This is a genomic window from Roseibium sp. MMSF_3544 (genome assembly GCF_030732845.1).
In the GTDB taxonomy this organism is placed as follows: Bacteria; Pseudomonadota; Alphaproteobacteria; order Rhizobiales; family Stappiaceae; genus Roseibium.
In genome coordinates this window covers 1-15,043 of sequence record NZ_JASHKA010000031.1, presented here as the reverse complement: position 1 = coordinate 15,043, position 15,043 = coordinate 1, and the positions used below count along the sequence as shown (strand labels likewise).

General features: G+C 58.4%; 14 protein-coding genes and 1 pseudogene. 11 read left to right on the top strand and 4 right to left on the bottom strand.

What is annotated here, in order from left to right; all coding sequences use genetic code 11:
* Nucleotides 1-21: 21 nt before the first annotated feature.
* Nucleotides 22-582 (bottom strand): DUF4202 domain-containing protein, encoded by a 561-nt coding sequence (locus tag RBB47_RS27700; protein WP_305989165.1) that lies wholly within the window; start codon nucleotides 580-582, stop codon nucleotides 22-24.
* 371 nt (nucleotides 583-953) lie between these two features.
* On the opposite strand from RBB47_RS27700, the gene RBB47_RS27695 reads away from it, so the two are divergent.
* A complete protein-coding gene (locus RBB47_RS27695) occupies nucleotides 954-1,511 on the top strand; it encodes a cytochrome b (RefSeq protein ID WP_371932868.1) in 558 nt (185 codons plus the stop codon).
* A 137-nt stretch (nucleotides 1,512-1,648) separates the two neighbouring features.
* Here RBB47_RS27695 and RBB47_RS27690 read toward each other — a convergent pair whose 3' ends face one another.
* Entirely contained in the window at nucleotides 1,649-3,511 is a 1,863-nt protein-coding gene (locus tag RBB47_RS27690; RefSeq protein ID WP_305989163.1) for a CHASE2 domain-containing protein, read from the bottom strand.
* Entirely contained in the window at nucleotides 3,508-4,020 is a 513-nt protein-coding gene (locus RBB47_RS27685) for a FecR family protein (RefSeq protein WP_305989162.1), read from the bottom strand. Before RBB47_RS27685 ends, RBB47_RS27690 begins: the two co-directional genes overlap by 4 nt.
* 163 nt (nucleotides 4,021-4,183) lie before the next feature.
* Between RBB47_RS27685 and RBB47_RS27680 the strand changes: the two genes are divergently transcribed.
* From RBB47_RS27680 to RBB47_RS27670, 3 genes and pseudogenes are all read left to right on the top strand, one after another.
* Entirely contained in the window at nucleotides 4,184-4,849 is a 666-nt protein-coding gene (locus RBB47_RS27680) for a Crp/Fnr family transcriptional regulator (protein ID WP_305989161.1), read from the top strand.
* 352 nt (nucleotides 4,850-5,201) lie between these two features.
* Nucleotides 5,202-5,318, top strand: a pseudogene (locus RBB47_RS27675) (BA14K family protein); the annotation flags it as partial.
* A 438-nt stretch (nucleotides 5,319-5,756) separates the two neighbouring features.
* Nucleotides 5,757-6,500, top strand: coding sequence for an aspartate/glutamate racemase family protein (locus RBB47_RS27670; RefSeq protein ID WP_305989160.1), 744 nt, complete (start codon nucleotides 5,757-5,759; stop codon nucleotides 6,498-6,500).
* A gap of 27 nt (nucleotides 6,501-6,527) precedes the next feature.
* Here RBB47_RS27670 and RBB47_RS27665 read toward each other — a convergent pair whose 3' ends face one another.
* Entirely contained in the window at nucleotides 6,528-7,226 is a 699-nt protein-coding gene (locus tag RBB47_RS27665) for a GntR family transcriptional regulator (RefSeq protein ID WP_305989159.1), read from the bottom strand.
* A 153-nt stretch (nucleotides 7,227-7,379) separates the two neighbouring features.
* Between RBB47_RS27665 and RBB47_RS27660 the strand changes: the two genes are divergently transcribed.
* From RBB47_RS27660 to RBB47_RS27630, 7 genes are all read left to right on the top strand, one after another.
* Nucleotides 7,380-9,083 (top strand): thiamine pyrophosphate-binding protein, encoded by a 1,704-nt coding sequence (locus RBB47_RS27660; protein ID WP_305989158.1) that lies wholly within the window; start codon nucleotides 7,380-7,382, stop codon nucleotides 9,081-9,083.
* 4 nt (nucleotides 9,084-9,087) lie between these two features.
* On the top strand, nucleotides 9,088-10,341 hold the full coding sequence (locus tag RBB47_RS27655; protein ID WP_305989157.1) for an FAD-binding oxidoreductase: 1,254 nt from the start codon (nucleotides 9,088-9,090) through the stop codon (nucleotides 10,339-10,341).
* Nucleotides 10,342-10,410: 69 nt separating this feature from the next.
* Nucleotides 10,411-11,391, top strand: a complete 981-nt coding sequence (locus RBB47_RS27650) for a TRAP transporter substrate-binding protein (RefSeq protein ID WP_305989156.1) — start codon at nucleotides 10,411-10,413, stop codon at nucleotides 11,389-11,391.
* 68 nt (nucleotides 11,392-11,459) lie between these two features.
* Nucleotides 11,460-11,987: a TRAP transporter small permease gene (locus RBB47_RS27645; protein ID WP_305989155.1), complete on the top strand. Its 528-nt coding sequence runs from the start codon at nucleotides 11,460-11,462 to the stop codon at nucleotides 11,985-11,987.
* Nucleotides 11,988-11,990: 3 nt separating this feature from the next.
* A complete protein-coding gene (locus RBB47_RS27640) occupies nucleotides 11,991-13,301 on the top strand; it encodes a TRAP transporter large permease (protein WP_305989154.1) in 1,311 nt (436 codons plus the stop codon).
* Between the two features lie 69 nt (nucleotides 13,302-13,370).
* Nucleotides 13,371-13,805 (top strand): universal stress protein, encoded by a 435-nt coding sequence (locus RBB47_RS27635; protein WP_305989153.1) that lies wholly within the window; start codon nucleotides 13,371-13,373, stop codon nucleotides 13,803-13,805.
* A gap of 43 nt (nucleotides 13,806-13,848) precedes the next feature.
* On the top strand, nucleotides 13,849-14,973 hold the full coding sequence (locus RBB47_RS27630) for an enolase C-terminal domain-like protein (RefSeq protein ID WP_305989152.1): 1,125 nt from the start codon (nucleotides 13,849-13,851) through the stop codon (nucleotides 14,971-14,973).
* Nucleotides 14,974-15,043 lie beyond the last annotated feature (70 nt).

The following is a 15,043-nucleotide window of genomic DNA, read 5'->3' as shown; positions in this document are numbered from 1 at the left end:
GCCTCTTTCTTTCGCAGGCAATCAGCTCTCGAAGGCAGCGGCCAAAGGTTCGGGCAGATCAAATTCCTGCAGGACGCGTGCCCTGCCGTCCGCCGACATTTTCTTTGCCGTCTTCTGCACGATGCCGAGCACCTTTTCATCCGTGTGCTTGGCGGCAAAGGGTGAAAAGTACCATTTGAGGAACACGAAACAGATCACGTCCTCCAGCGCCTGAACGTCATCATGACGCTTGATGCCCTCCTTTCGGAGCATGCGTCCGGCCGCTTCGACGTCCTCTGCGCCATAACCGGCTTCCGTCATGATCGCGCCGATCCGTTCCGCGTGGCGTTTGGCCAGATCGCGGCGCCAGGCATGGTATCCGGCTTTGCCTTCCGGATAGGTGGTTCTTGGCACGGTCCAGCGTTCGATATGCTGCCCGCGCGCGGCAATCCGGAGCGTGTCGGAGGCTTCGGGGTGAAGCCGTTCGAGCTCTGAACTCATCCGCTGACCGTAAAGCAGGGCAGCCGGCTGCCCGTCTTCCAGATTGGGGTCGGCCGCGTTGGCATCGTCTATGGCTTTTAGGGCGGATTCGAGTTGTGTCATCGGCTTGTGCCTGGCTTCAACCGGTGGGTTTCGGTGATCTTGTCAGCTTTACATGACATATGAAAAGAGCGTCGTCACCCCCTTACTGACCTGGGTAATGTGACGGCTCCAGCGAGGGGCAGTGCGCTTTTGGAAATTCGGTTCCCAATCGGCCATGTCAGCCTCGGGCACACAAAAAAATGAAATCTCATGCGTGTCGAGTGTCGCGCGTCACAGGTGAGTCAGTCAGTCCATTCCTACCTTAAAGACATCGGAGGGCACGAGGTCTTCCGAACAGCAGTGTTTCCCGGTCATGGAGAAGAAATTTACCTGATCGGGTTACCAGTTGAAGCCGGATTGAAAACCGGGGGGTGAGTTCCGTGTCCGAGAGAATGACCATAGGTGCGCAATCGCAAGTCGGTTTGCCGGCGGACGCGTCCTATGCCCGCTACGGGACACCAGCCCGGCTTTTGCACTGGGCGGTCGCCGTCCTGGTGCTGGCGACTTGGCCGCTCGGTCTCATGATCGGATATGCCAAGAAGGATGTCGTGTCGACCTTCTACCTTCTTCACGAGAGCCTTGGGTTCCTGGTTCTCTGGCTGATGCTGATCAGGGTTGGAAACAAGTTGACGTCAAAATCTCCGCCTTTGGACGGATCTGCGATCGAACGTTTTGCCGCATCGGCTGTGCACGGTCTGCTCTATGCAGTTCTCATCATCATGCCAGTTTCGGGTTTCCTGGCAACAAATGCTCACGGTTTCCCATTGAATTGGTTTGGTCTTGTCGAGGTCTGGAGCCCCATCGGCAAGAGCCCGGACATCGCCTGGACGCTCTCCGCGATACACGAATGGAGTGCCTGGACGTTGCTCTGCCTGTTTGTGCTTCACATTGGTGCAGTCCTTTTCCACCACACGATTAAGAGAGACAAAACTCTGTACCGGATACTTTAAGTGATTTTAGGCACCATCGAAGCGCAAGGGGGCCGGCGTTCTCAGGAATGCCGGCCTCTCAGCTTTGTTGGTGGCTGGAGACGCGCACGAGAGGGTTTCGGCCAGCTGGGAGCGTCGCGGCATCAGGCCCGGATCGGTCATTCCGGTTTGTCGTCGAGATCTGAAAATTGCGAAATGTCTCCGGACGCCCAGAGCCCGACCTGAAGCGCCTGCCGCCGGCCCCTGATCGAGACGGTCTCCAATCTGGGCGGGACAATCTTCTCGCGTCCGGCATCCTCATATGCCTCCAAGAGTTCTGCCGAAATGACGACAGAAGCCCCATGATCCTTGGCAACTTCAAGCAAGCGGCTGGCGACGTTTACGCAGTCGCCCGTCGCGGTAATTTGCTGTTGGCTGTCATGGCCGAGGCGCGAAAGAACCGCGTTTCCGCAATGGGCGCCGACCCGGACGCTATGGACGGTCGTCGCCATGCCCGCACCCTCCAGCCACGTTCCGATGGCTCTTCCCAGCTTGAAGGCGCATCGAACAGCGTGAACCGGATCTTGCGTGCCCACATCCGGAATGCCGAAGCCGAGCATCGCGCCGTCGCCCATGAAGTCCAGGACAACACCGTTATCCTCGCTGACGACATCGACCACGATGGTATGAAATTCTTTCAGGAAATCGCGCGTTCTGACGGCACCGAGCTCTTCGCTGAGACCTGTGTAACCTGACAGATCAACAAACAGGATCACAGCGTCCTGCTCGCGCGGCTCGGACAAAAAGGCCGGATCTTCTGCGATCCGGCCGGCAAGCTGTGGAGACTGAAAACGGCTTAAGGCTTCCTGCGCGCGCATCAGCTGCCGCGACTGGAACCTGTCGAAAAGTTGCCGGGTGATGATCAGTCCGATAACCGGCGGCAAGCTGGCCGCGAAGGGGAGCGCGCCGTTGAGCCAGAGCCCTTGCCCGAATAGGAAGGCACTCACGGCCAGCCAGCTGCCAAGCAGAACGATATAGAACACCGATGCTGGTGCTAGCGGCAGAAAGACAACAGCTATCAGCCCCAGGGCGGTAATGGTGAGAGCGGCTGCGCTGTCGATCAACCTTGTCGTGGGATCGCGCACGAGAGGGGATCCGTCGAGGAGATTTGCAAGCCCGGTCGCCTGCACCTCGACACCTGGCATCACGGGATCGAAAGGTGTGCTGAACCTGTCACCAACCGCCGTTGCGGTCACGCCGAGCACCACCAATCGGTTACGCAAGTCCACCGGTTTCCCCTCGAGCAGGCTGTCAGCGCTGATAGTCCTGATTGTTCCTTCCGGTCCGTAGTAATTCAGTGCCAGGTGCCAGCCGATGTCGAGCGGCTGCACACGGTTTTTCATTCGGATGCCGGTCTCGGTCAGACTGGCGGGCTCACCCTGAAAAAGTCCGAGTGCCTGCAGGCCGAAGGAAGGTTGCAGACCTTCCGGACTCAAGAACAGGAGCGGCACATGGCGCGGCGTTCCGCCGCTGTCCGTCACGATGTTGGCCAGACCGATTGCCGCATGTTCAGCCAGCTCTGGCGCGGGTGAAAGTACCTTGTTGATGACCGGGACAACGCTTGCGGCAGGTTGAGCTTCGCCGACATGTGCGGCGCCTGCGATCACGGTTGGAAGCGACCCAATCGCCCTTGCCAGCGACGTGTCGTCAGCGCTGTCGGAAGCACCAAACAAAAGGATGTCGACGGCGAGAGATCTAGCGCCTGCCTCGTTGATTGCGTCAACAAGATCGGCAAGCCGGTTGCGGGCCAGCGGGTATTGGCCCGTCCGTGCGACAGTCTGATCGTCGATAGCAACGATGACGACGTCTTCAGGTGCCAGGCGCTGACCTGCAAGAAGAATTCTCAAGTCGAGCAGCACGGTCTCGAACCGGTCAATAACGCTGGCTGCGCCTGCGATGTGACCTTTTAACAGAAATCCGGCCCACACCAACCCGAGTACGAGGGCCAGTGCGGAAAGCCAGCGCGGAAGCACCGGCTTCATCGACCAAAGCGGCTCAACAGTCTGGCAACACGTTCAGCGCCCCATTCCCGGGCAACAACCGGCTCGCCCGCCGAGACGTCAACGCCGAAACCGGCGGGCAGGAGTACCTGATCAGATCCGTCAAGGCGCGAGACCGTGACTTCGCCTTCGCTGACGAAAACGGAGGTGGTGCCATCCTGAACGTCAACGGCGTATACCGTTCCGCGCACCGCTGCTATCGCGTGGGGCGTCCTGATCTGAAACGGACCGCTGCCGGGGGCAATCTCGATCAGAACGGCATCCGACGACACTTCAACGTCTGTCGGGCGCTCGTTCGGGCCATTTGCGAGAACTCCGAGAGCAGCGGCGGCCTCCGCTTCCAGAACCACGCCGCCCGCGCACTGATAGACCACACGTGGCGGATCGCCGAGATTGGTTGATGTACATCCGACCAGGGTTTGCGCCGATCCTGACCCTGACGCGAATGTGACCAGCAGGGTGAACATCGCGAATACGATAAAATTCTTCATTTCAATTTCCCAAAATCGCACTTTTCAAGCGTCCCCTTTGGTCTCATACATCTATGGTTGAGGCAAATTGGCTACGACCTTTGCAATCAGCGTCGTGCTGAAAAATCTAAGGGACCGAGAATAGATCATGGACGTCGACGGCGACTTTAACAAAGAGAAACTTTTGAGCAAAAGCTTTGTGTTTGAGGCACTCGACGGTCAGGCTCGACAGGAACTGGCAAGCTTTGCCTATGTCAAACGCGTCACGTCCGGCGAGACGATTTTCACCATGGGAGCACCGGGACAAAGCATGATGGCGATTGCTGAGGGCACCGTTCGCGTGACCATGCTGACGCCCAGTGCGAGGGAGATCACCCTGAACGACATGCAAGCCGGCGATGTTTTCGGAGAAATTGCGCTGCTGGATGGTGGGGAGCGGTCGGCCAATGTGAAGGCGCTGACAAATTGTACGCTCGTCGTTCTCGAAAGACGTTCATTGCTGGACGTCTTGCAGCGCAATCCGGAACTGTCCGTTCGTCTGATTGAACTTTTGTGCCAGCGGGTGCGTCGCTCCGACGAGCGCATGATCGAAATTGCGTTTCTGGAACTGCCGGTCCGATTGGCGCGGCTCCTGCTCCGCCTGACGGAGGCAGCTCCGGGGTCTCCAGACAGACCCCTGAAGAAACTGTCCCAGTCCCAGTCGGAACTTGCCAGCATGATCGGGAACACCCGGGAAAACGTCAATCGTTGCCTCAGAAAGTGGCAGAAGGCAGACCTGATCAGCCTTCAGGACGGCTGGCTGATTATTGATGACCGAGAGGCGCTGGAGGACATAGCCACCAGCGACTGACCGGACAAGTCTCTCCCGGCAGTGCCTGTTACCGCGAATTCCTGACCTTGATTGGAGCTGTGCTTCCAGGGTGTCGCGCGTCACAGGCGGGTTTTCAGTTTCTTTCCTAAGCATGGGTCAGCGGCACACGAAAGATCTGCCGAAGATCAAAAAAAGAAGGAAATTGAAAATGTTTCGCAAGTCTGTTTTGAAAGCTGTTGCTCTGACGGCAGTGTCTGTTTCCGTCGTAGCGCTGGGAGCAAATACGGCATCTGCCGGCAATTACGGCCACGGCAAGACTTACGGAAAGAGCCACGGTTTTGTAAAAGTGAAGCCCGTTCGTCCCTTCAGCCACATCCGCGACAACGTTTGGCAGCAGCACGTCGATTGGTGCTATGGCCGCTTTAGAACCTACAACGCCTTCGACAATACTTATCAGCCCTATAGCGGTCCGCGTCAGCAATGCTGGTCTCCGTTCATCACAAGCTGAGGCAACTGACCATCGACGATGGCGGATTGGGATGGGATCCGCATCGCATTTCGATCAAGTTATGACCTCAAGAACCGTAGTTATTCCGTGCGGTTCGGCCTGCGTGACGCGCGGCACAGGTCAAGGGAAAGTCAATGGCCTAGGTTCTAGTTCAACCGCAGCAAGCTGCCCCCTTTAAGCTGCGGCATTTTGAGGAACCAACTGTTTCCTCCGCCTTATCCCGGACGCCCACCCACCGCGTCCGGGTCTTTCCTGCCATGATCGGCCATCTGGCCTACGCAGGTGTGCGCTCGTCCGAATCTGGATGAGCACGCGCTGCAAACGGTTTCTTTCAGTTTGCGAAACCGTGAGCTCATCAGAAAAGAAAATTGTATACAGTGCTGCGCTCAAATTTGTATATTGGAAAACGGTCAAGTCTGGAGCGCAGGGGATATCGCGGTGAAATCACAATACGGCGGCAAGACCGTCTATGGTGCAAATATCGGCATCCTGATGCTTGAAACACGATTCCCGCGCATCCCGGGCGACATGGGCAACGCACTGACGTGGCCTTTTCCGGTCCAATACCGTGTTGTGCGCGGCGCGACCCCGGATCTGGTTGTCCGCACCGACGCTCGCCCGCTGCTTCAGACATTCATCGACGCCGCCAAGGATCTTGTGGCAAGCGGTTGTGACGGCATCACGACGAATTGCGGTTTCCTGTCGATCCTGCAGCATCAACTGGCGGAAGAGATTGACGTGCCACTCGCAACATCGTCGCTGATGCAGGTTCCGATGGTGCAGTCGACGCTGCCGCCGGACAAACGTGTTGGTATCCTGACCATCTCCAAGGAAACCCTGACAATAGATCATCTGAAGGCTGCCAATGTGCCACTGGATGCGCCGATCGTTGGAACCGAAAGCGGCAAAGTGTTTTCCAGGGACATTCTGGGGGACGCGCCGGAGATCGATTTCGCCGCGTGCTTGGAAGATATGCGTGAGGCTGCAAGGGAGCTCGTTGCACGTCACAAGGACATTGGCGCCATCGTTCTGGAATGCACCAACATGGTGCCTTATGCCGCCGACATCCGCCGCCTGACGGGCCTTCCGGTCTATTCCATCTACAACTATGTGCTCTGGTTCCAGCAAAGTCTCGCTCCGGCCCGTTTTCCGGTCGAGCTGGATGATCCGCGCTGGGGGTAGTTTTCTTTCGCGGCGGTGAAAGCCTGTTTAGTAGCTCGGAACGTAGAGCTGGGAATAAGCGAGGCGGACGAGTTCGATTGTCTCTTCACTGCGGCGTTCGATGTGACTGCGGAGCGCTGTGACCGCCGTTTCCGTGTCCCGGTTCTTGACGGCCTCGACGATCTTGCGATGTGCGGGTAGAGACGGATCCTCGCCGGCGCCGTCCTGCATCTGCTCGCGGATCTGGCGGAAATTGATCAAACGGACATAGCGAATGCGTTCGTTCAGATTGCTGAGCAGCCGCACCAGCTCACCATTTCCGGAAAGGGCCGCAAGACGCAGGTGAAATTCTTCGTCCTGTTGCAAGACCTCGGTGAGGTCGGTGCAGGTGAAATAAGTCTTTTCGAATTCGTCCAGATAGTCGCAAAGCTCGGCGATCTTCTCATCACTGGCATTTTCGATGCCGCGAATGATGCCTTCCGTCTCGATCGCGCAGCGCGCCTGATAAAGCTCCAGAACCTTGTTCGGCTCCAGCGGGCGGCAAAAGAAACCCTGGCCCTTTGCGAGTGTCAAAAACCCTTCGGCGACAAGGCGGTTCAGTGCCTCGCGCAGCGGTGTGCGGCTGGCGCCGAGCTTCGTCGTCAGGGCGGATTCGTTGATCCGTTCGCCGGGCTTGAAGTCGAAGTTAATCGCCATGTCGCGCAGCGTCTCGTAGACGCGGTCCACGCTGCTGAGGCGCTTTGTCATTGTGGTCCTGCCGTGCACATCCAGTCTGTCCGTCTCGTGATAAATCAAAAAAACCGCTTTGTGAACATTTGCGCCTTCACATTTGCCTACAGAGCTGTATACAATATTGAGTGCAGAACCGAAATCCGTGATCGCCTTCGGGAGGCAGCAGGCTTGGGGGATTCTTTGCGAAACGAACTGAATGGCGCCGAGGCGATGGTGCGGTCTCTCGAAGCACATGGCGTCAGGCATATTTTCGGGCTTTGCGGCGACACGACGCTGCCCTTTTACGATGCCATGCATAACCTCGACCACAACATCACTCACGTCCTGACGCGCGACGAACGCAGCGCGACCTATATGGCAGATGCCTATGCCCGGGTAACCGGACGCGTGGGTGTTTGCGAGGGTCCTTCAGGCGGTGGTGCCACATACATCCTGCCTGGCCTGATCGAGGCGAATGAGAGCTCCTTTGCGGTGCTTTCGATCACGACCGACATCTCAGTCGGGTCTTACGGCAAGTACCCCCTGACCGAGGTCGATCAGGAGGCGCTGATGCGCCCGCTGACCAAATTCAACACGGTGATCAAGCGCGCCGACCACATTCCACGCATGGTGCGTCAGGCGTTCCGCGCCATGACCACGGGCCGCTCCGGCTCCTCTCATCTCGGGTTGCCTTACGACATTCAGTATGATCCGGTTCCGGTCGACGACATCTGGGGTGATCCGAAGCACCAGACTTTTCCGAGCTATCGCGCAGCGCCCGAGCCGGGTGCCATCGAGGCGGCGGTCGAGGCGATCCTGACGGCCAGATCACCGCTGATCGTCTGTGGCGGCGGTGTCGTGATCGCTGGCGCCATGGACGAACTTGACCGGTTGGCGAGCCGTCTGGATCTGGCGGTGGCGACGTCCATTTCCGGCAAGGGCTCCCTGGCGGACACTCATCCTCTGTCGCTTGGTGTTGTCGGGTCGAATGGCGGCACGGACGAGACCTGGGAGATGATGGAGGCGGCCGATCTTGTTGTGTTCATGGGCTGCCGCGCCGGATCGACAACGACATCGCGCTGGGAAGCGCCCAAGCCGGGTCAGCGGATCGTCCATTTCGACAGCGACCCGATGACAATTGGTGCCAACTACCCGACCGAGGTTGGCGTGGTTGCCGACCTGAAGCTGGCACTTGGGGAAGCCAATGCTTATCTCGACGCGCGCTCTGGCGACTTGCCCGCATTTGGCGGGGCGGTGAAGGTTGCCGACATCAAGGAACGCAAATTCGCGAAATTCCAGGCACTGGCCAAAAGCGACGCAGACCTGATCGTTCCCGAGCAGATCATTGACACATTGAACAAAAACCTTCCTGATGATGCGATTGTGGTTTCGGATCCTGGAACAAGCTGCCCTTATTACAATGCCTACTCGCAGCAGAAGCACCCTGGGCGGCAATACATTACAAACCGCGCTCACGGCGCTCTTGGTTATTCGCTGTCGGCAGCGCTCGGTGCCTGGTATGGCCGTCCGGACAGCAAGGTGGCGGCGTTGATGGGCGACGGGTCATTCGCGTTTGCCTGCGGCGAGCTCGAAACGGTCGTGCGTGCCAACGCTCCGATCACCTATGTGGTCTTTTCCAACTCGGCCTTCGGCTGGATCAAGGCGAGCCAATATGCCGATTGCGACAAGCGCTACTACAATGTCGACTTCAACCGCACCGACCAGGCGGCGGTTGCCGAGGCATTCGGCTTGAAGACCTGGAAAGTGGAAAAGGCAGAAGATCTTGACCGGGCCATGAAAGAGGCCATTGCGCATGACGGTCCGACCCTGATCGACGTGATTTGCCAACCTCTGGAAGAAGCCGCCGCCCCGGTGCGGCGCTGGATGGGCTGATGTCATGAACGGAGCGGCGTCAAACCATGTCGTAGTGATCGGTGCTGGCGTCGTCGGCGTCTCCTCTGCGATCTGGCTTCGCCGCGCCGGTGTCAAGGTTACGGTGGTGGACCGCGTGGAGCCGGGCAGTTCCTCTTCCACTTCCTACGGCAATGCCGGCGTGATCGCGGCTTGTTCTGTTGCGCCCGTCACAGCGCCGGGCATGGTTCGCAACAGTCCGCGGATGCTTCTTGATCCGGATTTTCCGCTGTTCCTGCGCTGGTCTTACTTGCCGAAACTGACACCCTGGCTTTTGAAATACCTGTCGCATGCAAATGACAAGGACACGCGCCGGATTTCCGAAGGGCTCGCGCCGATCCTCTACGATTCGCCCTCCCAGCACGAAGCACTTTCAAAAGGCACGCAGGCAGAAGAGTGGCTGGTCAGTTCAGACTACAGCTTTGTCTATCCCTCGCGAGAGGCGTTTGAAGGCGATCATTACACCTGGATGCTACGTCGCCTCGCCGGCTTTGAGCCAGAGCTGCTGGAAGGGCCTGCGGTCCAGGAATATGAGCCGAATCTCGCGGCAGACATGAACCTCCTCGCGGTGATGCACGATCATGGCTACATCCGTGATCCCGGCCGCTACATTGCTGCCCTGGCAGAAGAAGCCAAAGAGCTTGGTGCGGTCTTCGTGAAGGCCGAGGTTAAGGATTTCGATCTCACTGGTGGACGGGTGACGAAGGTCGTCACGACGGGTGAAGATCTGGACTGCACCGAAGTCATTCTGGCAACTGGTGTCTGGTCCGGGGCGCTGGCAAAAAAACTCGGACTGAGCGTGCCGTTGGAATCTGAACGCGGGTATCACATCGTCTTCCGGTCCGCGGAAAACGGTCCGCGCACACCGATGATGGTCACCAGCGGCAAGTTTGTCGCAACACCGATGAAGGCGGGATTGCGCTGCGCCGGTGTTGTCGAATTTGGCGGTCTGGAGGCGCCGGCCTCAAAGGCGCCGCTCGAGCTTCTGCGCAGGAAGGTGGCGCAGACATTTCCGAATATGACGTTCGAAAAGGAAGAAAGCTGGCTCGGTCACCGTCCGGCTCCTTCCGACAGTTTGCCACTGATCGGAGAAATCGGGGCATCGGGCGTTTTTGCTGGTTTTGGACACCATCACATCGGCCTGACGGCCGGGCCCAAGACCGGACGGATTCTGGCAGGCCTCATTTCGGGGGATCGCCAGAATATCGACTTGTCGGCCTATGACCCGCAGCGGTTCTAGACCGGCCACACAAGAGTAGCGTGTCCCGCGGCCGCGGGGCATGAGGGGACTAGAATGAGGAGGTTTTTCATGTCCAGACTTACCAAAGTACTTATGGCGGGTGTCGCTGTTTCCACGTTCGCGGCAGGCGCCGCAACCGCTGAAACATGGGACATGCCCATGGCCTATGCGGCGACCAACTTCCATTCCGCAACGGGTGAGAAGTTCGCCGAATGCGTGACCCTGGGCACAGGCGGCGCGCTTGAAATCAAGACCCATCCGGGTGGCTCGCTCTATTCGGGTGCCGAGATCAAGCGTGCGATCCAGACAGGGCAGGTGCCGATCGGTGAGCGTCTGCTCTCAGGTCACCAGAACGAGAACGCCATCTTCGGCTTCGACAGCGTGCCGTTCCTGGCGACATCCTTCGAAGATTCCGAAAAGCTTTGGGAAGTGGCAAAAGAGCCGCTGACCGAAATCCTCGCGGACCAGAACCTTCACCTGCTTTATTCCGTGCCGTGGCCGGCGCAGGGTCTTTATTTCGACCGTGAAGTGAACTCTCTTGAAGACGTCAAGGGCCTGAAGTTCCGCACCTATAACAACGCCAGTGCAAGAATGGCAGAGCTCGCAGGCATGCAGCCGGTACAAATCGAGGCAGCGGAAATCAGCCAGGCCTTCGCAACAGGTGTCGCACAGGGCATGGTGTCTTCCGGATCCACCGGTTACGACCGCAAGATCTGGGAAAGCCTGTCCCACTATTACGCTGCTGATGCGTGGTTGCCGCGGAACTACGTCATGGTCAACATGGACAGCTGGAACGCGCTGGACGACACCACCAAGAACGTGATCAACGGGTGTGCGGCCATGGCCGAATATGCCGGTGACTGGCGCTCCATCCAGTACAACGAGTTCACCGTGAACGAGCTGGGCAAGAACGGCATGACCACCGGTCGCGTGAGCGACACCATGGCCGGGGAACTGCGGGCCATCGGCGAGACCATGACCGGAGAATGGCTTGAAACTGCCGGCGAACAAGGCAAGGCCATCGTCGATGCCTTCAAGGCACAGCAATAGACTACCCGCATGAACACTTCTGCCCGGCGGTTTCCGCCGGGCACATATGCTTTTGAAGGGGGACGGCGGTGGCTATTTTCAAGCTTTTGCGCACCAGTCTTGATGCGCTCTATAAATTCGCTGGATATCTGGGGGCGATTTTCCTGATTCTCATCCTGTTCTTCGTGGCCTCGCAGATGGTCGCAAGATGGGGTGGCGGGATCATCACCGGCGCGCCCGACTTCACGGGTTACTGCATGGCAGCGGCATCCTTCCTTGCCTTGCCTTACGCGCTCAACAGCGGCAGCCACATTCGGGTCAGCCTGTTGCTGACTGCACTTGGGCGCTACCGCAAGTTTGGTGAGATCTGGTGCTGGGCGATTGCCAGCTACCTGACTTATCTGTTCGCGCGCTATGCCATCAAGTTCACGTATGAAAGCTATCGCTTCAACGAAATCAGCCAGGGCCATGACGCCTGGCCGATCTGGATACCGCAGATGTCCATGGCCATCGGAACAGTGCTTCTGGCCATCTGTGCATTCGACAATCTTGTAACAACGCTGTTTACCGGCCGCGACAATATCCACGTCCCCGGCGGAAAAGCGCAGGAGGAGTAAGACATGGAAGAGTTCTACCTCGTTCTCATTTTCCTGTTCGTTCTGTTCCTGCTTCTGGGAACGGGCGTCTGGGTCGGGCTGGCCCTTTTCGGTGTTGCCTATCTCGGGCTTGAAATGTTCACCTCGCGCCCTGCCGGCGATGCCATGCTGACGCGCATCTGGACAGGATCGTCCAGTTGGACCCTGACCGCGCTACCACTCTTCATCTGGATGGGCGAAATCCTGTTCCGAAGTCGATTATCGCAGGACATGTTTCGTGGCCTCAGTCCCTGGATGCAACGCCTGCCGGGAGGTCTTGTCCACGTCAACATCGTCGGCTGCACGATTTTTGCGGCCGTGTCGGGTTCGTCCGCCGCAACCCTGACCACTGTCGGCAAGATGTCGATCCCGGAACTCAGGAAACGCGGCTATCCCGAATACATGACGATCGGAACGCTGACCGGAGCGGCAACGCTCGGGCTGATGATCCCGCCGTCGCTGACGCTGATTGTTTATGGTGTTGCCGTCGAGCAGTCGATTTCCAAGCTGTTCATGGCCGGTATTCTGCCGGGCATCGTGCTTGCGGGCATGTTCATGGCTTACGTGGCGGGCTGGTCGTTCCTGCGGCCCAAGGAAGTGCCGACGATTGCCAATCGCATGAGTTTTTCCGAAAAGCTGCGCGAAAGCCGGTTTCTGATCCCGATCATCCTGCTTATCCTTGTTGTCATCGGATCCATGTATGGCGGTTGGGCGACCGCAACCGAGGCGGCCTCCATCGGTGTTATCGGGGCGTTCATCCTGGCGGCCGCACAAGGCTCGCTTACGAAACAGACCTTCATCGACAGTCTGCTTGGCGCAACCAGGACATCGGCGATGATCGCGCTGATCCTGATGGGCGCGACGGCCCTGACGCTCGCAATGGGCTTTACCGGGTTGCCGCGGGCCCTGGCCGAATTCATCGAGAGCCTGCAACTTTCAACATTCTCGCTCCTGATGGCGCTCATGCTGTTTTACATCCTGCTCGGCATGTTCCTCGACGGAATTTCCTCTGTCGTGCTGACCATGGCGATCGTTCAGGAAATGGTCGTCGGCGCGGGCATTGATCTGATCTGGTTCGGGATCTTCATTGTGATCGTGGTTGAAATGGCTCAGATCACCCCGCCGATCGGGTTCAACCTGTTCGTCATGCAGGGGATTACCAATCACGAAATGGGCTACATCGCCAAGACCGCGGTCCCGCTGTTCCTGATCATGGTGTTGATGGTCTTCGTGATGATCTTCGTTCCCGAGTTGGCCACCTTCCTGCCGGAAAACATGCGCGGTCCTCGAGGGTGACTTTGGCTGGAGGCGGCTGCTGCCGCCTCCTGTTTCGCATTCGCATTCAGCGTTCAAAGGGGTCTCGTCATGGCAGACGTCAAGATCATTGCCGCCGTGGATCTGCATCACCGGGAGTCCGACGCCTGTGTGGTGGAGGAAGCAATCATGCTTGCGCAAAGCCACGATGCTGAAGTCGAGCTGGTCTTCGTAATCCCGGATCAGCAGAACACATATGTCCAGGCCTACATTCCCGAAGAGATGCGCGACCAGGTCGAGGTGGACGCCCGCAAGGATCTCGCCGCTTATGCGGGCCAGTTTGACTGGAAATCGGTGCCCCACACGACGGAGGTGCTGCGGGGTGTCGTTTACGAAAAACTGATCTCGCATGCGGACGATCTGTCTGCCCGGTTCATTGTCATCGGTGCAAACCGTCCAACTGTGAAGGATCTCTTCATCGGCCCGAACGCAGCTCGGGTGTCGCGCTTCGCGTCCTGCTGTGTTTTGGTCGTTCGTCCAGAATAGCAGCCCGTTCCCATCGACCCTTCCTTGCTTTCCGGAGCCCTGCGTGAGCAACCACAAGATCGAAAAAATCCGGGTCCACCGGATCCACATTCCCGCAAAGGCGGTTCATTCGCATGGCAGCGGTGACGTCGCCGGCATTCACGTCGCGATCCTGGAGGTAACCACAGATACCGGCCTGACCGGATGGGGCGAGGCCTCGCCCTGGCCGGTGTTTACCGGAACGGCGGAAGGATGTGCGGCGGCCCTGCACTTTCATCTGCGTCCCCATCTGATCGGCCAGGACCCGATCCAGGTGGAAAGGCACCTGTCGATGGCCGACAAGATTGTCGTTGGACACCCGGAAGCCAAGGCTGCGCTCGAAATGGCATTGCTCGACATTACCGGCCAGATCACCGGCTTGTCGGTGTGCGAGTTGGTCGGCGGCCGGATGCGCGACGACATGGGCATGAGTTTTTCCATTGCCAATCCGGACTTCGACAAGGACCTGGAAGATGTTGCGGCCATGTGGGCGGACGGCGTCAGGATCTTCAAGTTCAAGACTGGATTTTCCGACCACCGGTTCGATCTGATGCGACTGGAAAAGATGCGTGAGATCTACGGCGACGAAGCCGATATCCGCATTGACTACAATCAGGGCCTGCCGGCCTACGATGCCGTGCGACGGGTTCGTGATCTGGAAGCGTTTCGTCCGACCTTCGTTGAGCAGCCGGTCAAGATGCACGAACGCGACGTGATGGCCCATATCACCCAGGTTATCGACGCGCCGATCATGGCAGATGAAAGTGTCTTCGATCCGAAGGGCGCGCTCTATGCGGCCAATATCCGCATGGCGGATATCTTCTCGCTCAAGATCATGAAGTCGGGTGGCATTCGCCGTGCTCTCGAAGTTGCCGCGATTGCGCGGGCTGCCGGGATCGAGGTCTATGGCGGCTGCATGTTCGAAACCGGCCTTGCCCACGCAGCCGGCACGCATCTCATGGCCGCGGTTCCGGATCTGATCCTGCAATGCGAATTCTATATGGCAACCTACTACGCCGAGGACGATATTCTGACCGAACCGTTCCCGGTGCGAAGCGGGCGCGTGCACGTGCCGTCAGGACCCGGTCTCGGTGTAACGGTCGATCCGGATCAGCTAACGAAGTATTCTGTTGCTGAAGTTCTTGAGTGAGGTCGGAGGCTGGTCCGGAAGCCTGATGGCCTTTGGACCCCCACCCCTAACCCCTCCCCCTTGTGGGGAG

What these genes read in the sequence shown, in the direction of transcription:
- RBB47_RS27700 (WP_305989165.1), bottom strand. Translation starts at nt 582, where the DNA reads ATGACACAACTCGAATCCGCCCTAAAAGCCATAGACGATGCCAACGCG.
- RBB47_RS27695 (WP_371932868.1), top strand. Translation starts at nt 954, where the DNA reads ATGACCATAGGTGCGCAATCGCAAGTCGGTTTGCCGGCGGACGCGTCC.
- RBB47_RS27690 (WP_305989163.1), bottom strand. Translation starts at nt 3,511, where the DNA reads ATGAAGCCGGTGCTTCCGCGCTGGCTTTCCGCACTGGCCCTCGTACTC.
- RBB47_RS27685 (WP_305989162.1), bottom strand. Translation starts at nt 4,020, where the DNA reads ATGAAGAATTTTATCGTATTCGCGATGTTCACCCTGCTGGTCACATTC.
- RBB47_RS27665 (WP_305989159.1), bottom strand. Translation starts at nt 7,226, where the DNA reads ATGACAAAGCGCCTCAGCAGCGTGGACCGCGTCTACGAGACGCTGCGC.
- RBB47_RS27655 (WP_305989157.1), top strand. Translation starts at nt 9,088, where the DNA reads ATGAACGGAGCGGCGTCAAACCATGTCGTAGTGATCGGTGCTGGCGTC.
- RBB47_RS27650 (WP_305989156.1), top strand. Translation starts at nt 10,411, where the DNA reads ATGTCCAGACTTACCAAAGTACTTATGGCGGGTGTCGCTGTTTCCACG.
- RBB47_RS27640 (WP_305989154.1), top strand. Translation starts at nt 11,991, where the DNA reads ATGGAAGAGTTCTACCTCGTTCTCATTTTCCTGTTCGTTCTGTTCCTG.
- RBB47_RS27635 (WP_305989153.1), top strand. Translation starts at nt 13,371, where the DNA reads ATGGCAGACGTCAAGATCATTGCCGCCGTGGATCTGCATCACCGGGAG.